The organism is Sporosarcina sp. BP05 (assembly GCF_014282005.1).
GTDB lineage: Bacteria > Bacillota > Bacilli > Bacillales_A > Planococcaceae > Sporosarcina.
This window is the reverse complement of sequence record NZ_JACFTD010000007.1, coordinates 13,357-35,474: the sequence shown is the minus strand read 5'-3', so window position 1 is coordinate 35,474 and position 22,118 is coordinate 13,357. Positions and strand designations below refer to the sequence as shown.

16 protein-coding genes, 1 pseudogene and 1 riboswitch are annotated in these 22,118 nt (G+C 39.2%); of the genes and pseudogenes, 8 read left to right on the top strand and 9 right to left on the bottom strand.

Annotated elements, in window-relative coordinates; all coding sequences use genetic code 11:
- Positions 1-118: 118 nt before the first annotated feature.
- The 4 genes from H2672_RS09885 to H2672_RS09870 all read left to right on the top strand — a co-directional run bounded on the left by H2672_RS09885 (position 119) and on the right by H2672_RS09870 (position 6,337).
- On the top strand, positions 119-538 hold the full coding sequence (locus tag H2672_RS09885) for a DUF3139 domain-containing protein (protein ID WP_255485648.1): 420 nt from the start codon (positions 119-121) through the stop codon (positions 536-538).
- A gap of 944 nt (positions 539-1,482) precedes the next feature.
- A riboswitch (SAM riboswitch) is annotated at positions 1,483-1,587 on the top strand.
- Between the two features lie 210 nt (positions 1,588-1,797).
- Positions 1,798-5,235 carry a methionine synthase gene (gene metH / locus H2672_RS09880; RefSeq protein WP_186671158.1) on the top strand — a complete coding sequence of 1,146 codons (3,438 nt, stop codon included), beginning with the start codon at positions 1,798-1,800 and terminating at the stop codon, positions 5,233-5,235.
- Between the two features lie 154 nt (positions 5,236-5,389).
- Positions 5,390-5,836, top strand: coding sequence for an Rpn family recombination-promoting nuclease/putative transposase (locus H2672_RS09875; protein ID WP_186671157.1), 447 nt, complete (start codon positions 5,390-5,392; stop codon positions 5,834-5,836).
- Between the two features lie 30 nt (positions 5,837-5,866).
- A complete protein-coding gene (locus H2672_RS09870) occupies positions 5,867-6,337 on the top strand; it encodes a hypothetical protein (RefSeq protein WP_186671156.1) in 471 nt (156 codons plus the stop codon).
- Between the two features lie 193 nt (positions 6,338-6,530).
- On the opposite strand, the gene H2672_RS09865 is transcribed toward H2672_RS09870, so the two are convergent.
- The 6 genes from H2672_RS09865 to H2672_RS09840 all read right to left on the bottom strand — a co-directional run bounded on the left by H2672_RS09865 (position 6,531) and on the right by H2672_RS09840 (position 12,360).
- Positions 6,531-8,267: a sensor histidine kinase gene (locus tag H2672_RS09865; RefSeq protein WP_186671155.1), complete on the bottom strand. Its 1,737-nt coding sequence runs from the start codon at positions 8,265-8,267 to the stop codon at positions 6,531-6,533.
- On the bottom strand, positions 8,264-9,031 hold the full coding sequence (locus tag H2672_RS09860; protein WP_186671154.1) for a response regulator transcription factor: 768 nt from the start codon (positions 9,029-9,031) through the stop codon (positions 8,264-8,266). The genes H2672_RS09865 and H2672_RS09860 overlap by 4 nt, the downstream gene beginning before the upstream one ends.
- A 48-nt stretch (positions 9,032-9,079) precedes the next feature.
- Positions 9,080-10,204, bottom strand: coding sequence for a peptide-methionine (R)-S-oxide reductase MsrB (gene msrB, locus H2672_RS09855; protein WP_186671153.1), 1,125 nt, complete (start codon positions 10,202-10,204; stop codon positions 9,080-9,082).
- Between the two features lie 29 nt (positions 10,205-10,233).
- Positions 10,234-10,737 carry a TlpA family protein disulfide reductase gene (locus H2672_RS09850; RefSeq protein ID WP_186671331.1) on the bottom strand — a complete coding sequence of 168 codons (504 nt, stop codon included), beginning with the start codon at positions 10,735-10,737 and terminating at the stop codon, positions 10,234-10,236.
- Positions 10,738-10,755: 18 nt separating this feature from the next.
- A complete protein-coding gene (locus H2672_RS09845) occupies positions 10,756-11,478 on the bottom strand; it encodes a cytochrome c biogenesis CcdA family protein (protein ID WP_186671152.1) in 723 nt (240 codons plus the stop codon).
- A gap of 495 nt (positions 11,479-11,973) precedes the next feature.
- Positions 11,974-12,360, bottom strand: coding sequence for an OsmC family protein (locus H2672_RS09840; protein WP_186671151.1), 387 nt, complete (start codon positions 12,358-12,360; stop codon positions 11,974-11,976).
- Between the two features lie 423 nt (positions 12,361-12,783).
- On the opposite strand from H2672_RS09840, the gene H2672_RS09835 reads away from it, so the two are divergent.
- The gene (locus H2672_RS09835; protein WP_186671330.1) at positions 12,784-14,961 is read left to right on the top strand and encodes a transglycosylase domain-containing protein; all 2,178 of its coding nucleotides are present in this window, start codon (positions 12,784-12,786) and stop codon (positions 14,959-14,961) included.
- A 75-nt stretch (positions 14,962-15,036) separates the two neighbouring features.
- On the opposite strand, the gene H2672_RS09830 is transcribed toward H2672_RS09835, so the two are convergent.
- Together H2672_RS09830 and H2672_RS09825 are read right to left on the bottom strand one after the other, a co-directional pair.
- Positions 15,037-15,861 carry an aldo/keto reductase gene (locus H2672_RS09830; RefSeq protein WP_186671150.1) on the bottom strand — a complete coding sequence of 275 codons (825 nt, stop codon included), beginning with the start codon at positions 15,859-15,861 and terminating at the stop codon, positions 15,037-15,039.
- A 142-nt stretch (positions 15,862-16,003) separates the two neighbouring features.
- Complete coding sequence (locus H2672_RS09825) at positions 16,004-16,369, bottom strand: SLAP domain-containing protein (RefSeq protein WP_186671149.1); 366 nt, start codon at positions 16,367-16,369, stop codon at positions 16,004-16,006.
- Positions 16,370-16,824: 455 nt separating this feature from the next.
- Between H2672_RS09825 and H2672_RS09820 the strand changes: the two genes are divergently transcribed.
- Complete coding sequence (locus H2672_RS09820) at positions 16,825-16,980, top strand: hypothetical protein (protein ID WP_186671148.1); 156 nt, start codon at positions 16,825-16,827, stop codon at positions 16,978-16,980.
- Positions 16,981-17,646: 666 nt separating this feature from the next.
- Positions 17,647-18,774, top strand: a complete 1,128-nt coding sequence (locus tag H2672_RS09815; protein ID WP_186671147.1) for a DUF4145 domain-containing protein — start codon at positions 17,647-17,649, stop codon at positions 18,772-18,774.
- 200 nt (positions 18,775-18,974) lie between these two features.
- Here the strand turns inward: H2672_RS09815 and H2672_RS20085 are convergent.
- Positions 18,975-19,688: pseudogene (locus H2672_RS20085) on the bottom strand (transposase); the annotation flags it as partial.
- 491 nt (positions 19,689-20,179) lie between these two features.
- Here H2672_RS20085 and H2672_RS09810 point away from each other — a divergent pair.
- Positions 20,180-22,114: a DUF2075 domain-containing protein gene (locus H2672_RS09810; RefSeq protein ID WP_186671146.1), complete on the top strand. Its 1,935-nt coding sequence runs from the start codon at positions 20,180-20,182 to the stop codon at positions 22,112-22,114.
- The last annotated feature ends 4 nt before the right edge of the window (positions 22,115-22,118 follow it).

Below are 22,118 nucleotides of genomic sequence, written 5' to 3'. Positions count from 1 at the left end.
ATTTCTAATTCACGGTATTTTTAAAAAATGAAACTTAATATTTGCTAAAACGTATTAATAAAAGTACCGTTACTCAACGACTCTACCAAAATACGGAATTTGCCTAGGGGGAAGTTTGATGAAAAAGAAAATCTTTAGAGTGATTGCTTTAAGTCTTAGTGTGCTTATTATCATCATAGGAATCACTTTAAGTCTTTTTTACGTGTTGAACAATGGTAATCCTATTACAAAATATATAGCAGACAAAAAAGTGCCGACATATTTGTCGGAAAAGGGATATGCAGAAGAAGAGATAAATAAATCTCACTTTATAGAACCAAAACACACTATAAACAGGAAGTTTTTTCACGGTCACTATATGGTAGTTTTCAAAGATGAAACAGATATAACGTATTATTATGGAATCACAAAAATAGGAAACAAGGTAAAACAGTTTTGTGAGAAAGATAAACTAACTCCAGCTGGAATTACTGAAATTGTCCAAGATGAAACTAAACATAGCGAAAAGAATTGCACCAATTCACTTAATCGGTATTAGCAAAAGGGCAAGTTTGGTCCTTTTTACATATTTGCATTTTTAAGTTTTTGGGTTGAATAAATCTCATCTTTTCTCTCTACATTATCCTTCAATTTAACCACTAAATTAGCAGTGGTTTTAACACGTTATATTCACCTTACAATATTTATTGCAAGGTGATTGCTTCTTCTGTCAATCCAATTGTAAAAACGAGTGTGATTTATATGTAAACATTGTTGTATAGGCATTTTAAAGACCGCTAATTCATAATCGAATTAGCGGTCTTTAAAATGCTTTAATTTGAATTTTGTACCACTCCACTGAACGGGTTACAAACTAAGAGGATCATGCTTTTTTTATTCCCTGATAAAAAAGGGGGTGCACTCGGAAAATTTGATAGTTATTTCAATCACACAAACTGTTCTTCCTGACGAATAATAATGAAACGCTCGTCGATGCAGTTTGATAGGGCTGACTCAATTAGCCATTCCGGCCATGCAGTCGCAAGATGGTTGGTACGCGATCCGCTTTTTTGAAGTCAGTCTTCAAGTTGCACTTCCACAAAAAATGGTACGTTTACTGCTTGGTTAGCACATAAAGATTGGAACCTGATAACGTGGTTCTAAAAAAGTGTGCCTGTCGCCAGTAAAGCAAATTTTCCGCCAAGGCTGTGCAGTTCATCGTCAGAATCGCCTGTAGGTTACTCGTCTACTAAGGTCCATCCTTCGGTAGTTCCGCCTTGTAATCTAACTATACCCGCACTGATTTAAGATAAACCAATTTTAATGAAAAATCATTTTATTGATTCATGGCTTAATAGCAAAAGGAGGTTATAAAAATGGTAAGGATGATTGAATCAACTGTCTAGCGTAAGATAGAGAAAATTCCCTTTCTTGCGAAAATAGGCTTGACTGAAACAGACTATCAAGTTACGATACACTTACTAACTAAAACTGAATAGTGAATTCTTATCAAGAGAAGTTGAGGGACTGGCCCTATGACGCTTCAGCAACCAGCCGTGAGGTCAGGTGCTAAATCCAGCAGGCGAGCGATGTCCTGACAGATGAAAAGGAACGTATTAGATATCGTAAGCCTTCTTTTCATAGAAGGTTTTTTTGTGATTTAGCAGGATAAGTAGAATAGGTTTACTAGGGGAACTAAAGCTGCAAAAGGTTTTTTAGTAGCTAATACATAATCACGTTTTTCATTCGAAATGGCATGTTACTGAAATTGATTCACCATCACAACTAAATTAACGTACAGAGAGAGAGAGATCAGCTATGTCGACTCATCTAATTAAAGAGGAACTTCAAAAAAGAATTCTTATCATTGATGGAGCAATGGGAACGATGATTCAAAACGCGAATCTATCTCCGGAAGATTTCGGTGGGGAAGAATATGATGGCTGTAATGAATATTTAAATATCGTTAATCCAGAGGTTATTGAAACGATTCATCGTGGTTATTTAGAAGCGGGTGCCGATATCATTTGTACGAATACGTTCGGTGGAACGCCAGTTGTGTTGAATGATTATGATCTTGGAGACCAAGCACATGACATTAACTTCCGCGCAGCACAATTTGCGAAGAAATGCAGTGCTGAATTCTCTACAGATGAATGGCCACGTTTTGTAGCAGGTGCAATTGGGCCAACGACGAAAACGCTATCTGTCACAGGGGGAATTACGTTTGACGAATTGACACAGGACTTTTACATACAAGCAAAAGCATTAGTTGAAGGCGGAAGTGACTTAATTTTACTAGAAACTAGCCAAGATATGCTGAACGTCAAGGCTGCTACAATTGGCATTAAAAAAGCGTTTGAAGAAACGGGGATAGAACTTCCTATTATGATTTCAGGAACAATTGAACCGATGGGGACGACGCTAGCTGGACAAAGTATTGAAGCCTTCTATATTTCCATTGAGCATATTAAACCACTTTCTGTAGGCTTAAACTGTGCAACTGGACCAGAATTTATGAGGGATCATATCCGCTCGCTGTCAGAGATATCGGATGGCTATGTTAGTTGTTATCCGAACGCTGGATTACCAGATGAAGAAGGGCATTACCATGAATCGCCCGAATCACTTTCTAAAAAGTTAATGGGTTTTGCGGAAAAAGGGTGGTTAAATGTGGTGGGTGGATGTTGCGGAACGACTCCGGCACATATTAAAGCACTACGAGAAGCGGTGAAAGATTTGGCGCCACGTAAGCCGGCGGAATCAAGTCGTGGTCATGTTTTATCTGGGATTGAGCCCCTTCAATATGATGAATCAATGCGTCCTTTATTAATTGGCGAACGCACGAATGTAATAGGATCTCGGAAATTTAAACGACTAATTATAGAAGGCAAGTTTGAAGAAGCATCTGAAATTGCACGTGCTCAAGTAAAAGGCGGCGCGCACGTTATTGATATTTGTCTTGCGAACCCAGACCGTGATGAGTTAGAGGACATGTCCGAATTCATGAAAGAAGTCGTGAAAAAAGTTAAAGTACCACTTGTCATTGACTCGACGGATGAAAAAGTGATTGAAGAAGCGTTAAAGTATTCACAAGGTAAAACAATCATTAACTCCATCAACCTAGAAGACGGAGAAGAACGATTTGACGCAGTGATGCCACTTGTGAAAAAGTATGGTGCCGCTGTCGTCGTAGGGACGATTGATGAAATTGGAATGGGCGTTACGCGTGAACGAAAACTTGAAATCGCGGAGCGTTCATATGACTTGCTTGTCAACAAATGGGGCCTTGCGCCGGAAGATATTATTTTCGATCCGCTCGTATTCCCAGTCGGAACAGGGGATCAACAATACATTGGTGCAGCAGTAGAAACGATTGAAGGCATTCGTTTAATAAAAGAAAAGATGCCGCGCTGTCTAACGACGTTAGGTGTAAGTAATGTGTCATTTGGACTTCCGCCAGTTGGACGTGAAGTGCTGAATGCCGTTTATTTATACCATTGTACGCAAGCAGGGCTTGATTTTGCGATTGTGAACACAGAGAAACTGGAGCGTTTTGCGTCTATTCCGGAGCAGGAAATTAAAATGGCGGACGAGCTTTTATTTACCACAACGGACAAAACACTTGCTGATTTCACTGATTTTTATCGCGGTAAGAAAAAAGAGAAAACAGAAGATGATATTCCAAAAACAGTTCCTGAACGTCTTGCTTATTACATTATTGAAGGAACAAAAGAAGGGCTACTCCCTGATTTGGAAGCTGCACTTCAGATGTATGATACGCCGCTTGATATTATCAACGGGCCGCTGATGAAAGGGATGGCTGAGGTAGGGCGCTTGTTCAATGAGAATAAACTCATTGTTGCCGAAGTACTGCAAAGTGCAGGTGTTATGAAAGCATCTGTTGGCTACCTAGAAGATTTCATGGAGAAAAAAGAAGACGATTCCGGTAAGGGGAAAATCGTGTTGGCAACAGTCAAGGGTGATGTGCATGATATTGGGAAAAATCTGGTTGAGATTATTTTAAGTAATAATGGCTATAAAGTAATCGATGTTGGCATTAAAGTTACACCCGCTAAGCTGATAGAAGTCATTCGTCAAGAAAAGCCGGATATCATTGGTTTGTCTGGCCTTCTCGTTAAATCTGCGCATCAAATGGTGATTACTGCACAAGATTTTAAAGAGGCGGGTATTGATGTACCAATCCTTGTAGGGGGAGCAGCTCTGTCTCGTCGTTTCACAGAAACAAAAATATCTGCTGAATACGACGGTCCGGTGTTATATGCAAAAGATGCCATGCAAGGGCTCGATCTAGCCAATCGTTTGCAGGATAAGGAAGATAAAGTGGTTTTATTGGACGACTTAGTTATCCAACAGGAGAAACGTGTACTAGCAGAGGCGGTTCGTGCTTCCAAAACTGCGGTTGCTGTATTAGAGAAGCCAGTGAAAACGGTCCGTGAAGATGTTGCCGTCTACATTCCGAAAGATCTTCGACGACATGTGATGAGAGATTATTCCGTTGCCCACCTTCATCCTTATGTCAATATGCGCACATTGATTGGCCATCACTTAGGTTTAAGGGGATATAGCGATAAGCTAATCGAAAGAGGAGATGAACGTGCAACTGGGCTCCATGAACTCGTCACTGGGTTCTTACGATCGGATCTATTAAAACCACGAGGGTTGTATCAATTTTTCCCTGCGCAAGCAGATGGCGATGATGTAATTATCTATGATCCGAAAGACGCTAAAACAGAAATCGAACGTTTCACATTCCCACGTCAATCTGTCACACCTTTCTTGTGCCTAGCTGATTTCTTGAAATCAGTGGAAAGTGGAGAAATGGACTATGTTGCGTTTATGCAAGTAACGACAGGTCACGGCGTGCGTGCCGAAGCGAACAGATTAAAGGAACAAGGCAAGTTTTTAGAAAGCCATGCATTCCAAGCAACTGCCCTTGAACTAGCGGAAGGTTTTGCGGAACGAATTCACCAAGAAATTCGAGATCAGTGGGGCTTCCCAGACGCAACAGACTTTACAATGAAAGATGCTTTCGCTGCCAAATACCAAGGGCAACGCTTCTCCTTTGGTTACCCAGCATGTCCAAATCTAGATGATCAAGCCAAGCTTTTTGGTTTGATAAACCCAGAAGATATTGGCGTTGAGTTAACAGAAGAATTCATGATGGAACCAGAAGCATCCGTGTCTGCGATGGTATTTGCTCATCCGGATGCGAGGTATTTTGTTGTGAATTAAGCTGAACATGGTAGAAGAGAGAAACACACCGCCTACAGATAGTTTATCTGTAGGCGGTGTGTTTTTGTTTCTATACAAATTGGAATGTATGTTCTTATGTGTTATAATTAATCTGATTATAGTGGTAACTTAGAATTTGGAGTGTGATATAATTATGGTAAACGCACTGATTCTTGAAAAAACAAGTGCCTACAAGGTAAGTAATGTGGATCAGGATGGTCTGTGGAAGAAGGTCATAGCGGATCTGTTTGAGGATTTTCTATTGTTTTTTCTACCGGACCTGTATGAGAAAATCGACTTCACTAAGCCGCCGGATTTTTTGCAACAAGAGTTATTCAAAGTAATTATTGAAAAAAAGAAAGGTCGGAAAATTGCCGATCAGATTGTCAAAGTACATTTGAAAGACGGGCAAGAGAAATGGATTTTGATTCATATCGAAGTGCAAGGTGACGCTGACCTAGATTTCCCAAAAAGAATGTTTCAATATTTCTACCGGATCTACGACCGCTATGACCAAGAAATCGTTGCAATGGCGATACAAACAGGTGCGGATGAGCGGATAATTCCCAACGCTTTCGAGTATGCTTATTTCGGTACGTAATTAAGTTATGTATTCAATCAATACACGTTGATGGAGCAAAATGTAAGTGAGTTGGAACAATCGCCAAATTTGTTCAGTAAGGCAGTCCTAGCTGCAATTTATTTGAATAAAACAAAGCTTGATGCGGATGCACGGTTCGTTTTCAAGGTGAAGTTGTTGCGTGAGTTGTTGCACGATGAAAACATTCAGCGTCCATCCATATCTGCATTGTTTTACTTCATCGATTATTTATTGCGATTACCTGAGCAGCTAAAGGAATCATTAAGAGTTGAACTTCAAGAGGAGGACTTTCAAATGTTACATTTCGAAAAAAATAACGTACCGCCTACAGTTGCGGAGCTGATGGCAATGGATAGGGCGGAAGGGATTAAAGAAGGAATTACTGAAGAAAGAAGAGCTCTTGCACGTTCGATGATTACAAAGGGATATAGCAATGAAGAGATTATGGGACTTCTTCCACTGAGCGAAGAAGAAATCGCAAGCTTGAGGTTAACAAAATGAAAGACAAAAAATGCGCATAAGTTGAAGGGAACATTAAGAGCTGAACTTCAAGAAAAGGACTTTCAAATGTTAGATATCGAAAAAAAGTACGGCATACGGTCGCGAAGTTGATGGCAAGCCAAAAGATTGCAATCACCGTATATAGAAGAGAAAATACACCGCCCACAGATAGTTAATCTGTAGGCGGTGTATTTTAAACTCTATTCTGGGGGATTTTAATTGTTACAGTCGTCCCACTTCCGACAATTGAATCGATTGTTATTCCATACGCTTCTCCATAGTAAAGCTTGATGCGCTCATCAACATTTTTAATACCGACTCCGCCAAGTTTAGCGACATTGTTTGAAACATTCTGGTCAATTTGCGTCAAATCAAAGCCTTCTCCGTTGTCTTTTACAATTAGGAGAATATCACTAGCGCTCTCTTCGGCCCGAATCTCAATATGACCTTGATGGGCCATACCACGGATGCCATGATACAAAGCATTTTCAACGATGGGTTGTACTAAAATCTTCGGCATTTGCATCTGCATTAATGCATCATCACAGACAATATCATAGGCCATCTGATCCCCATAGCGCTCTTGTTGTATAAAGAGGTATTGGCGTACATGATCGAGTTCATTTTCTACAGTCGTTAGTTCCTTGCCACCACTAAGCGACAAACGGAAAAATTGTGCAAGTGCCTTCGTGATTTCAATGACCTTTTCACTATTATTAAACTCAGCCATCCATACAATTGTATCGAGCGTATTGTATAAAAAGTGCGGATTGATTTGGCTATGTAGTACATTAATTTCAGAAGATCTAAGATGCTTTTCTTTCTCCGTAATTTCCTGCATGAGCTTTTCAATTTTTTGAATCATAAGATTGAAATGTCTTGCTAAACTTTGTGCTTCATAACAACCTTTGTCGTCAATTGGCACTTCTGATAAACCATTCTCAATTTCTTGCATCGCTTTTTCTAATTTTTGAAAAGGTGCAGTTATTCTCCCAGCAAATAAGCCAACACTTATAGCTGCGATGATTTGAAGGACGATTCCTACCAATAAAAAGATTTCTAGAAGTTGTTTTTTTATAGCGAGTAGACCATCTTGAGAAGACACACCGACAAGGAGCCAATCCGCATTTTTGAGAGGATAGGTATGTGTAAGTGTATTTTGTTTCGTGTCATAACTGTCTTTATTTGCAACAATATTTCGAAGTGTGTTTTGTTTCGCCACGTCTCTAAAGTAAACAGGGTCCTTATGGTAAACGACCTCGGAATTGTCATTGATAATAAAAGAGAAACCGGTTTTACCTAAATCCAAATTTGCTAAGTAATCGTCAATTACCTTATATTCGATATCAATCAGCAACACACCAATATTTTCGCCTTGTGTGTTCTTAATCTCGCGGCTGATGGAGATTACCCAACTGTCTTTGTCCATAGAAAACTTCTGCATTCTCGCAGACGTGAGTACAGGCATGCTTCCACTATGGATTGCGGAGGTATACCATTGTTCCTTCATCATATCACTGGACATGCTCATGTTTAAGTTACGTTCATTCGAAAGGATTTGTCCATCCTTACTGACAATAATGACCGATTTAATGAAGGAATCTGAAGCAATTGTTGTGTCAATACTCGTGTATATATCTTTCTTTGCTAAAGGATCACGCTTTGTGTTGGATAAATAGCTAACAAGTTGTGGATTTTCAGAGAGTAAGCTTGAAACAGCTTTTAAACGATCAATATATAAGTCAATATACATCCCACTTTTATCAACAGCGTTCTCGGTTGTAGTTACAGCCTCTTTTAATACAACTGATGAAATACTCGCATAGAGGATGAATCCCATCAGTAAGAGGGTGAGTGCACTCGCCATTAAATAATGGAGGGCAATTTGCACGCGAAGTTTTTTCATCATTTTAGATGTAAATCGCTTCATTCTTTTGCCTTTTCCTTAAACTGATTTGGAGAAAAATGAAATCTCCTTTTGAAGGTTGCACTGAAATAGTTAGGATCGTCAAAGCCTACTGCAGCAGCAATTTCATATACTTTCATCTCTGTACTAAGCAACAAAATTTTAGCGCGATCCAGTCGAATGGAAAGCATATGATCTTGGAATGTAGTGCCATAAAGCGACTTAAATAGCGTGCTTAGGTAGGATGTGCTAAGAGACATTTGTTTCGCCAAATAGGTTAAAGAGAACTCGTTATTTGAGATGTTTAGAGCTATTTCATTTTGGATTTTAGATTTGTAGCCCGTATCTTCAGAAGAAATCGAGTTGCTGATAATATCCTTTACTAGTCGCGAAACCTCTAAATTACTTTGGTCATTGTTAAGCTTTTCAATGAGCTTTTTTAAAGTTTCTTGAATGTCTTTTCTGGATACGGGTTTTAATACATAGTCGTCAATGCCATTCTTTAAAGCCGTTAATGCATAGTCAAAATAATCATAGCCAGTTACGAGTGCAATTTTCACATCTGGTTTAATGGCTTTTGCAGCAATGGCAAAATCAAGACCATTCATTTTAGGCATATTAATATCAGCTAAAACAAGATCAGGTAGATGCTCCTTAAAGCTTTCAAGCGCCATTTCACCATTGGATGCTTCGTAGACAGCTGTAATCGAAAGTGCTTCAAAATCGACAAAGGAGCGAATACCTTTAATAATGATAGGTTCATCATCGACTACTAGTAATGTGTACATGGCTTTCTCCTTTCTATCTAAATGACTAAAAAGGGGGCAAGAACCCCCTTATTTTGTACTGTTTTTAAGATAGCCGTAACCAGCTGCTTCCATTTCTGCTTGTGGAATGAAAGCTATCGCAGCACTGTTAATGCAATAGCGTAATCCGCCTTTGTCTTTTGGTCCATCGTCAAAAACATGCCCTAAATGGCTATTTCCTGAGCGACTTCTTACCTCAATTCTAATCATATTAAAGCTTTTATCTTCAAGTTCAACGACTACATCCGGGTCAATTGGTTTTGTAAAACTTGGCCAGCCACAGCCAGAATCATATTTGTCTGATGATGAAAAAAGAGGTTCACCAGTTGCAATATCAACATATAGACCAGGTTCATAATTGTCCCAAAAATCATTAGAAAAAGCCATTTCAGTTCCATTACCTTGGGTCACTTTATACTGAATGTCAGTCAATTTTTCTTTAAGTTCCTTATCGCTCGGTTTAGGGTATAACGCGGGATCAATGAGGCTAGGTATTTCCTGATCTTCAAGCGAATCAAATTCGATATGGCAATAACCGTCTGGATTTTTCTCCAGATAATCTTGATGATAATCCTCTGCAAGTGTGTAGGATAGTAATGATTCAACTTCAGTCACAATGGGGTCATCATATTTTTTCTGTTCCTTTGAGACTACTTGATCAATTATACCTTTATCTGAGGATTTTTTATAATAAACGCCCGTACGGTATTGTTCTCCGCGATCATTTCCTTGTCGATTTAAGACAGTCGGGTCAATCACTTGGAAATAGTGTGTTAACAGTTTTTCCAAATCAACGCGCTCCGGGTCGTAACGTACATGGACTGTTTCAGCGTATCCCGTGTCTCCCTTAATTACCTTTTCATAGGTAGGGTCTTCTGTATGGCCGTTTGCGTAACCAGAAGTAACATCAGCTACACCATACACCCGAGCCATATAGGCTTCAACTCCCCAAAAGCAACCGCCTGCAAGCCAAATTTCCTCTAATTTATCGGGATCATATGTCACTTGTAAATTTGGGTTTTCAGGATACTTGGAAGTCGCTCCAGCTGAATTAGGTGAAGTATCTGTAACGCTTTTTAACGTTGCGTTCGATGTCGAACAACCCGCAAGTAGAAGCAGTAGTCCTATTAATCCGCCGATAAGTTTAAATTTCATTGTTCTTCAAGCCCCCTTCGTTAGTGGTATTATTTTAATTGAGTTCTGATTTGTTCGTTGCTTAAATGTCCAGGTTGCGTTTTGATCAATTCACCGTCTGCATTAATGAAGACAGAAGTAGGGTAACCTCGTACCTGATAGTGTTTGGCTATGGAGCCACCCTCATCTAAGAGAACAGGTATAGACGAGACATTTTCAACGCCTTTGAACCATTTAATAAAGGCATCACTGTTCTTTTCATTGTTAAAACCGGGTGAAACAATTGTAAGAACGACAAAGTCCTTCTCTTCCGCAGCTAGCGTATTTATTTCTTCTAGGCCCGATAAGCAGATTGAACACCAAGAAGCCCAGAATTTAATATATACTTTTTTGCCCGCATAATCCGAGAGATTGTGCGTATTTCCATCTACATCCACTAAGTCAAAAGTTGGTGCTTGCTTTTCATTGTTTGTTTGCTTAGTAGTTTGATCCTTATCGCCAGAGCATGCTGTCATTAAAAAGACGAGAGCGAGAAGAATAGGTATTTTTTTCATCACAATTAAACGCCTCCTTTACTGTGGTATTAAAGATACGAATAGATTTAAGTTGTTCGTCATCAGAATAAGGCCCATGATGACAATAATGACACCGCCAATAAAGCGTATTTTACGCATATGCTTGTTGATTTTCTTTACTTGTCTTAGTAATAGATCCGAGAAAATAGAAAGTAGTAAAAAGGGGATTAACAAACCAAGTGCATAAAATGACATGAGCATAGCCCCATATAGTGCGTGACCTTCACTTGCGGATAATCCTAAAACTGCGCCAAGGATTGGGCCGATACAAGGGGTCCATCCAAAACTGAATGTAAAACCGAGTAAATAGGTTCCTAGCATATCTCGCTTGCCACTTCTTTTAAGTTCAACCTTTTTTTGTCGGTTTAATAGAGAGAGGTTAAATAACCCCATTTGGTGTAATCCAAGCACCACCACGATAGCCCCGCAAAAGCCGATAAACCAATCTGTATTAATGAAAGAGCCAAGAGCCCCAGCACCAAATCCTAAGATGACAAAGCTTGTGGATAGTCCGAAAACAAAAATAATTGTTTTGAAAATTAAACGCGGGTTTACTTGCCATTTACCGAGTCTTTTCAAAGGTTGCCGATCTTGTGTGCCATTTTCATCCGTTGAAAGGATGGATATATAAACAGGAAGTAGGGGAAGGATGCATGGTGAAAAAAAGGATAGCATCCCAGCAATGAAAACTGTGCTGATTAAGATTTGTTCGCTAATCATAGGTGTAGAGCACCGCCTTTCATCTGTATAGGTTTATTGTAGTGTGAATGGTCTAGGAATTACATAGATTTAGGTTATACAAATCTTAGATATGGTTTGGTGTTTTGGGGATATGTATATGGAAAGGGATATTGCCTAAAATTTGAGAAGGAAATGGTGGAATGATGGAGCAAATTAATGGTGGATTGCAAAAAATGTGTGGTGCACAGGCAACCGGGACTCGAAAAGGCAATCGACTTGCAAGAAATGATTCAAGAGTTTAAGGTGTAACGCTATAAAAAGGTACCCATTTATCCATCTCATGCGAAGTGAAATACTTCATTAGATGATTGATATATGGGTACCTTATTTAAATGGAAAGAAAGTGTGGGTTTTTTGACTTGAAACATAGAAGTCATTCAATCCAAAAGCGCAACTATACAAGTAGTGGGCATGTGCTGATCAAGTAATTAACTCATTACTATTGGTTAATCAACAGACGTAACATACTACACCTCAAGCTATAATTTCATACGTTTCAACCAGTTCAATTGAATCGATGACGGATTGGGCCATGGAACAGTTCTTCTTGGTCAACTCGAATACTTTATCCATTTTTGACTCATCGATATGTTGACCTTTAATGATAAAATGAAGATGGATTTTTTCAACTCGGTTGGCCATCTCTGGATTACGAAGTACTTCATTCACTTCAATTGTTACATTTTCAGCGGGCATGCGCATTTTTTCTAGTATATTTCGTAATACACCACCACTACATACCGCAACAGAAGAAACAAGAAGTTGGTATGGCCTAAACCCATAATCCTCATTACCTGAAATGGTTAGTTGACCAAATGCCGTCGTTGTCTCAAAACCGTTTTCCGTCATTTCGAATTTCATAAATCTTCCCCCTCTTGATGATTGAATTATATATGATTTTTGGCAATAAAGCGTGGAAAACGTTTATACCTTTTCAATGCGCACCTAAGATTTGAAGTACCTATGCTGTGCAATAAGGTATAGTGAATGTCTAAACAAACAGAATTGTTCGTTTCGTAGGTACAAAAATTTGATATGTATGCTACCGACTACCTTTATAAGGTGGTTATTTTTTGTGTCGTACTATTGTTTCATTATGGAAGTAGGGTACAACGGCATTGCGAGAAAGTATCACCTGGCACCAAATGCGACAATGACACTATTGATATCGTATTGGCGTTAGTTTAGTGTTAAATGTTAGGCATGCATTCCCAAGAATTAGTTGTAACTCATAGCTCCATATTTTTTTGCAACAACATAGAAGGTGGTATTCGTTTGAGCAGAATGGAACGTAGGAAACAACAGACTCGATTAAGCAGCAGTAAAGAACGGTTTAAATCAAAAAAACGCATCAATAGACTAGTAGTAGTCTTCCTAGGTATTATCTTGTTTGGGCTATTGGTATTTTCTATTTTAATAGCGTTTAGCGATGTAAGTAAATTGAATATTGTAGAACCAAGACCTACATTTATTTATGATATAAATGGCGAAGTAGCTAGTAAAGTTTCTAACTCGAAAATTGAAGGAGTTAGTCTGGATCAGATTCCAACAGAACTCATTGAAGCTTTTGTCGCTACAGAAGACCAACGATTTTATAAGCATAATGGTATTAACTACTTTGGTATTACCAAAGCACTTATGAAAAATCTAGTAAAAGGTAAAGTTGTTGCTGGCGGTAGTACAATTACGCAACAGCTTTCGAAAAATGTATTTTTAACAGAGGAACGCACGTATACGCGTAAATTCAAAGAACTTATATTCACAAAGAAAATCGAAAAAAAGTACTCAAAAGATGAAATCATGGAACGTTATTTAAACCAAATCTATTTTGGTGAAGGCGCATGGGGGATTCAACGAGCAGCACACGTCTATTTTGGTAAAGATGTTAGTGAATTAACATTAAACGAATCAGCTACATTAGCGGGACTAGTCAAGGCCCCGTCTACCTTATCACCTTATAAAAGCATGGAAAAAGCGGTTGAACGAAGAAATATCGTGCTGTCATTAATGAAGAGCGAAGGCTATATCAATCAAAAGGATCTTGAAAAAACAATAGATCAACCCATTGCGTTAACGGATAAAGAGACCATCGATTATAAAGGGAAATATCCGTATTATGTGGACTATCTAATCGAGGAAGCAGTACAAAAGTACGGATTAACTGAAAACGAAGTGTTGTCCGGGGGACTTCACATTTATACGGAACTAAACCCAGTTATTCAGGACGCTACGGAAGAAGTCTATCAGAATGAAAACAACTTTCCAGTTAGCAAGCCCGATCAACTAATTCAAAGTGGATCCGTATTTCTTAATCCTAAAACGGGTGGGATTAGCGCGTTAGTTGGAGGAAGAGGAGACTATACGTACAAACGATTTAATAACGCGACAAATTTAGTAAGGCAACCCGGATCAGCATTAAAACCACTTGCTGTTTATACGTCTGCATTGGAGCAGGGCTATGACTTTGACGATATGCTGGTTGATGAACCAATCAATATAGATGGCTATCAACCACAAAATATTGATAAACGATACCGCGGCCAAGTGACACTGTATGATGCGCTAATTAACTCGTACAACATACCTCCAGTTTGGCTATTACATAAAATCGGAATTGAACAAGGTTTTAGCACAGTTGAACGGTTTGGTATTCCTTTAGAAAAAGAAGATCATAATCTCGGGCTAGCACTTGGTGGTTTACACCAAGGAACGTCACCGTTATTAATGGCACAGGCTTTTTCCGCATTTCCGAACGATGGAATAATGATGCAAGCTCATGCTATTTCAGAAATAAAGGATGCAGGAGGAAAAGTAGTTGGAAAGTGGAGTGAAAAGTCCGCTCAGGTTACAGAACCGGAAGTTGCTCAAAAGATGACGTATATGTTAAAAGGGGTAGTGGATAACGGAACAGCTAAGAATGCACAGATACCCGGCATAGACATTGCTGGAAAAACCGGTACTACACAATTGCCTTTCCCTGGCGTAGCTGGTTCAAAAGATCACTGGTTTGTTGGATACACACCAGATATCGTTGGTGCGATTTGGTTAGGGTATGATAAAACCGATCAAGACCATTACTTGACAGCAACAAGTGGTGTCACAGTGACAACCATATTCCAACAAATAATAACTAAATCCATGAGTGAATTGCCTAACAAGGCATTTAATTTACCATTAGTTGAAAAGAAGAAAAAGAAACGAAGTGGAATGATAGACAACGGGAAGAAGAAAGATAAAGAAAAGAAAAAGGATAAAGAGGATAAGAAAGATAAGAGGAAAGACAGAGAGAAAGAGAACAAAAAGGATAAGGAGGACAAGAAAGATAACGGGAGAGACAGTGAGAAAGAAAACAAAAAGGATAAGAGAGATAAGGAGAACAAGAGAGATAAGGAGAAAAATAAAGATAAAGGCAAAGACAAAGACAAAGACAAAGACAAAGACAAAGACAAAGATCCTCATTAAATCATGAAAGTTAAAATAATCCCTCATTTTCTATTCCGAGAAAATGAGGGATTATTTTATTTTCGGTGTCTGCAATTAACGCATGTCAAATAGGCTAGGTACTGCATTATGGCGTTTGTTGCGTTCAAGTGTCGCAATCTTATCTAAATCCGTGTCACTTAATTCAAAATCAAATACGTTTATGTTTTCGTCCATTCGTGAAGGTGTCACTGTTTTAGGAATGGCAACGACATCTGTTTGAAGATGCCAGCGCAAAATGACTTGGGCTGGAGTTTTGCCATATTGATTTGCAATTTCCTGAATTACTGGATCTTGTAAAACCTTGGTGCCGTTCATTAATGGGCTGTATGCTTCGAAAAGAATGCCATGTTCTTTACAAAACGCCTTGAGTTCTGTTTGCTGTAGATAGGGGTGGCACTCCACTTGGTTCACAGACGGCATTACTTCACATTCGTTTATGATTCGTTGTAAATGCTCGATATCAAAGTTACAGACGCCAATAGCCTTTGCACGGCCATCTTTATAAATTGTTTCCAACGCCTTGTACGTTTCTACATACGTATCAAACATTGGTGTTGGCCAATGGATTAAGTATAGATCAACATAATCGAGACCAAGTTTTTCGAGACTTTCATCGAATGCTTGTAGTGTATTTTCATAGCCTTGATCGGCATTCCAAAGTTTGGTTGTGATGAATAGATCCTCTCGCGGCACAGTGCTAGCTGCAAGTGCTTTACCGACACCAACTTCATTTCGATAAATTTTTGCAGTATCAATCAAACGATAGCCAGCTTCTAGTGCTTGTTCCACCGCATTTTTTGCTTCTTCATCAGGGATTTTCCACACTCCGAAGCCAAGTTGAGGGATTTCAAGTCCATTGTTTAGTGTTTTAAATTGCATAAAATCGCTTCCTTTCTTTGCTATTCTATTAGTCTATCATAACCTTTCAGAAAATTGGATTTTTAGGTATGTGCTTTATTTTTTATTGAGTTTGGCCCATAAGGTAAGTAATGGATATGCAATTAGACCAAACTCTTTTTCCTTAATTCCAGATTGTATACTCCGGACAACTAGTTGTTTCAATCGTTTTTGAAAATATAAACGTCCATGGCATGGAGGTATTTCTGGCAATTTCACAAGGTAAGCTAAACGTTGCATTGGCCAGTTGGTTGCCTTGTTCATAGTAGGCAATGGTTGTATTTTGTAAGCGGAAGTTTACTTCATCAAAATTGTGAATGAGTACAGTAATAAGCTGTTCACCTTTATAATTCCGGGCATTCCATAAAAATGAAAAATGGACGCCGCCTTGCAGTTGTTTTGTTTGTTGTTGGAAATGATTCATCATTTTTTTGCGATCAGCAGGGGCAATTGCTCGGTCCCATGCAGGTTCAAAATAGAGCTTTTGCATCGTCTTTTCACCTTCATTCAGTTAGTTTGCGCTCACATATTTTTGACAATTTGATGAACGAGCGATAATTTGTTCTGCAATGATCTGCTTGGAAGGCCTTTTTCTATCATATTGAGTGATGGCTGCCTGTTTATTACACAATTCAAACGCAATTCTGAGTTGTTCCTTCCATGATACAGATCTGATTGTAGAAACATACATAAATGCTTCGTGCACAGGCACCACACAATTAAGGCGCTCTGAAAATGGATGGCAGTCATAAACTAAAAATAAATGTCACCAGTTGTCCCCTTTTTCAGATGGTTTGTCTATATATAGGGTGAAAGCATCGTTCGTCTAGGCCAAAGACCTCGTGCTATCGTCAAAAAACACTAGTGAGTAGGGAGACGTGTGTTTGGACTTCATTCAAAGGAGGATTCGAGATGCATTTATTAATTTAAGAGATGCCTCTTCAAGTGCTTCCGTCGCTCGCGATGGCAGTTGGATTAAACGCGGCAATTTTACTGCAGCAACTGTATTTTAAAGCGCTCATCTCGACGAATGTGCGGGATGGGCATAAGTGGGTTTACAAAACATATGAAGAGTGGAAAAACGAGGAGTTCCCATTTTGATCTAGCGATACGATGAAAAGAGCGATTCGTCGAATGGAAGACAGTGGTTATATCATTTCGGCCGCTTCGTATAAGCGGAACTTCAATCAGTGGGGCTTTTTCGACGTACAGGACGTGCTAGTGCAGACGTTGCGACAGGACGTCGCGTTTTTAGTCTGCCTCATCCTCCACTGATTGTTAGTTGAGCCATTCGGGCTTCTACGGGCAATTGATTCCCGACTAATTCTTCTTGCTTCCACGAAGACTTGAAGTTGGGGGTCTTATTGCCCGTTAATGCGGGGTAATCGGATGAAAATGCACAAGACGAAATGGTACCGCATGGATTATACAATTCTGCACAATCAGGGGGCAAGATGCACCATCGACGACCGCAAAATCTCTCCAAGAGGAAGTGCATTTTGCACCCTCTACAGAGGGCAAAATGCCCCTAGCAATAACCAAAGAGATTAAAAGAAATAAAAAGATATTGTCGAGAACGATCTCGACGTTGTGTCTGTCATTGATTCGAAAGCGAAAGAATGGCTGTATGATCCACAAGACAATGGGGAGGTGGAAACATCTTTACTACTAAGCTTAGCTTCACTATATTATGGAAACGCAGACACTATAGAATTGTGGTAAAATAAGACTATAATAGGAAATTCAAACGGCTGGAGGAAACGTCAAATGGACAATCAACCATACTTCTTTAAATTTCTTGAACCACTATCAAAAGAACTTGCATACGTTGCCCGTGAGCTTGAAAACAGTATATTCACAAGCCCACGCACAATGCTTACACATGCAAGAGTATTCGTTGAAAATATATTGCAGCAAGTCATCCAGGCTGAAAAGCTACCAGATGAATCGTGGTCGAATTTAAAAGAAAGACTCGATTTGCTCAATGAAAACGGCTACTTAACACCCGAAATCAGAGACGCACTTCACCACGTGCGTCAAATTGGCAATAAAGCAGCGCATGATTCCCGGATGTTCCGCTACTCCGAAGCGCTGTTGTCATGGGAGGCCGTCTATACAATCGTCAAATGGTACGTCGAAGTGTACGGTCCCGTCGACGTCACAGTTCCGGATTATCAAGATCCATCACATCGAGCGGAACAGGCTTATGACATCACTGAACTAGAAGTGCGGCTCAAAGCACTAGAAGAATTGCTTATTGCATCCGTACAGAAGCCTGCGGAAGAACCTGTACACGACGAAGTGGCGGCAACTAAAGAAATGGGTGCAGTAACAGAATCCGAACGACCTGGATTTACAACAATCCGAACGATTACATATAAGGGCCAAATACTCGACGTTCCGTATTTTTTGCGAGATGCATTTTTGTTGCCACAGCGGTTCGATAAATCCGAAACGTTTCTCATCAGGCTTGGAGCTGAGCAACAGGCGCGCATCATGAGTGAATTACCAAACAATCTCGAGGGGCTTCACAAACATGTAAAACGGTATGGTGAAAAAAACGACGAGAATTTATTCGATGAACTAAAGGTATATATCGAAGAAGAAAAAGTCAGAAGAAAACTTGCACTTGAGCGTCCGGGTGAGCTGTTCTTCTTTTATAAAGCGGACTACATTGTTGTGACAAAAGAACTTTCTGAAATTCCATTTACTGCGGAGGAATTTACTGGTAGTCCTAGCCTTCTTAGACAACTGAATGAAGACCAGATTGAAACGGTTGGGCAGTTGCCGAAGGAATTGGTGATCCTCGCAAAGTATGAGAATGTTGGGATTGGGACTGTGGAGAAGTTGTTTGAGCAGTTGAAGGGGAAGCAAAGGATGGAAGTAACAGTGTGAGGGCAGTAGTGAGTGTTTGTCGCCCGGGTATTGAAAATTCTCCATAAATAATTTTAAGAACCTGCGCGACACTATTTATTAAATACGAAAAATGTATAATCATACAAAAAATCGATACCTATAAGGTGCTTCATTATTTTTTGTATAATTATTTTAATTTGTGAATACCTCGTCTTTGTGTCTGACACAGATACCTCTTTTAAATCGTCTGTGAATTTCTTATTATAGACCTTCTTAGATAGACTGTCGTTGGCTAATGGGCAGTCCTAACATTCGTTTGGTCTTGTGTATTTCAGCGTTATGTACTTTGCATCGAAGCTGTCATAACGATAGGAGTGTGCCCGCATGTATATTGGTGCGAAATACTTATCAAATCCAGTTGACCCGGGTTCGTTCTTTTTATTATAGGCAATGATAGACTGCGCCACATTACGATAAACTGGTTGGTAATCGTACCCAGCATTCAATGTCATGTTCTTGATTTTAAAAATGGCAGGCGTTCTTTGGATAATCTTAATAATGGGATTGAGGCTTTTCCATCATTAAGATTATCCAAAGAATATAGAGATTAAAGGGGGTATTGGATTTTCGTCCCAACTGCCAGATGGCACTTGAATCCATACCAAAATACGCACTTTACTTCACTGTACTTCTTTATTCCCCATTTCTAATTTAGATGAGGCCTAATCACACGTTTCAACGTGTGTTGCATCAATGGTTATTGTTTCATCTAAGACTAAACCTTCCGACATCGACTGAAGAAGCAGCCTTTCGTGAACAATTTCTAGCGCTTCAGATTTGCTAATCAATGTGATCATTCGAGAATAGGAAGCTTCGGATGGAATCTCATCAGATACCAGGAATCCACAATAAACCTTAAATCGTAAATCTGTAAAGTGAAGCTTTACTAGGTCCTAAATGAAAGGAATGCGCTCGGTGACTCGAATGATTAACAAATAGATCATTGCGGGGTAATTAAGTGATTGTTTGGGTCTGAATCGAGACTTTTTCATCAAAACATCAAGGATTGGATGAATATCAATACTAGATAAAATTGAATATAAACGTTCGGTAGGTACCAAGCCGAATAAAAATTGCATGTTAAACAGGCTTCCTTGTCGTTTTACAATTAGCGCCGTAAGGGCTCGTAGATATGAAATTGATTCAATTTGGGTGAATTAATTGACTAGTACCAAGGACAACCTATTTTTATATTATTGTCATACAAGCATCTTGCAAAGCTTGATTGGTTGTAGTTTCAAAATGAATATCATTTTGCCAGTACTTCCAACAACTAACTTTTTATGTGGTAATATTGTATTAATAAGGAAGTTGAATTTTGGTACTAATTTAACATGTTGATTAAAAAAAGTTTGATACTTAAAAGACTAAGGCTGGTGTATAAATGATCATATATGAATCTACAAAAGAGCAATTTGTAGGGGACATTGTAAATGAACTGCTCATAGACCGCTTATACAATTCATATCAGGAGAAAATTGGTCGGACATCAAAGGCTGAGATTCGTTCATGGGAGAATTCATTGCAAAAAATGTCCAATGTGATGCAAGACGGAGAAATTCCGAATGATGCTTCAGTAGCAATTGAGTTTAATATTCCTAATACATCTAAACGTATTGATTTTTTAATTGCTGGAAACGATGGAAATCAGGATCATGTGGTCATTGTGGAATTAAAACAGTGGGAGACCGTTGAAAAGATTGCCACAAGGGATGGCATCGTCAAAACGTTTGTCGGTAAAGCGAATCGAGAAATGACGCATCCGTCCTATCAAGCGTGGTCTTATTCAGCGCTGATTGAGGATTTTAATGAAAATGTTCAAAAGCAAGAAATCCAATTAAAGCCATGTGCATACCTACATAACTATAGAAAAGTCGAAAATGATCCATTGACGGATGTCCACTATGAGGAACATCTCGAAAAAGCACCTGTTTTCACAAAGGGTGAAATAGAAAAGCTCCGTTCGTTTATTAAGAAATTCATTAAAATAGGGGACAGGAACCAATTACTCTATCAAATTGAGAACGGCAAAATCCGTCCTTCAAAATCGTTGCAAGATGCGTTAAACAGTATGTTAAAAGGCAATGAAGAATTCATAATGATTGATGAACAAAAAGTGTTCTTTGAAGAGGCGTTTCATCAGGCGATGGATAGTGTTAAAACTGGTACAAAACAAGTCATGATTGTGCAAGGGGGTCCTGGCACAGGAAAGTCAGTTCTTGCCATTAACTTAATGGTAAAACTAATTGATCAGGGATTAGTGGCGATGTATGTAACAAAGAATGCTGCACCACGTAATATTTACTCCGCAAAACTAAAGGGTGATTTTAGAAAGACGCATATTGATAATCTATTTAAAGGATCCGGTAGTTTTACAGAAGTTGAGAAAAATGAGTTTGACGTACTGATTGTAGATGAAGCACATCGGTTGAACGAGAAGTCAGGCATGTTTCGCAATAAAGGTGAAAACCAGGTGAAGGAGCTAATCAAAGGCTCCAAATTCACAATATTTTTTATTGATGAAAATCAAAAAGTCACACTAAGTGATATTGGTAGTGTCGATTTGATAGAACACTATGCTAAGCAATACAAAGCTAACATAATTTCGTGTGAACTAACGTCCCAGTTCCGTTGTGATGGGTCAGACGGCTATATCGCCTGGCTGGATGATGTATTGCAAATAAGAAATACAGCCAATATGCATGAACTAGGGATGGATTATGACGTTCGACTTTTTGGAGACCCCAATGAAATGCTTTCTGAAATTGAAAAACTTAATAGAAGAAACAACAAATCCCGTGTTATGGCAGGTTACTGTTGGGAATGGCCAAAGCAAAATCGGCAGGATGTTAATCATCTTGACATCGCCATTCCTGAACACGACTTCGGAATAAGCTGGAATATAGAAAACACCTGGGCAATCGAAAACTCTTCAGTTAGGGAAGCCGGCTGTATTCATACTGCTCAAGGATTGGAGTTTGACTATGTAGGCGTCATTATCGGCAATGACATGCGATATGAAAACGGACAAATAATCACAGATTACACAAAACGTGCCAAGACAGACCAATCTTTAAAGGGTATAAAAAAGATTGCAAAAGAAAATCCAGAGGAAGCGCATGCATTGGCAGATCCTATTATTCGTAATACCTATAGAACATTAATGACGCGTGGTCAAAAGGGGTGTTTTGTATATTGCACGGATTCTGCGCTCCAGGAGTATTTGAATGAGCGGTTGGAAAAAGTTACGTTTTATCGGAAGAAAAGGCAGGAGACGTTGTATTTGGTGGATGGACGAGAGGGGTATAGGAGGGGGTAGGTTA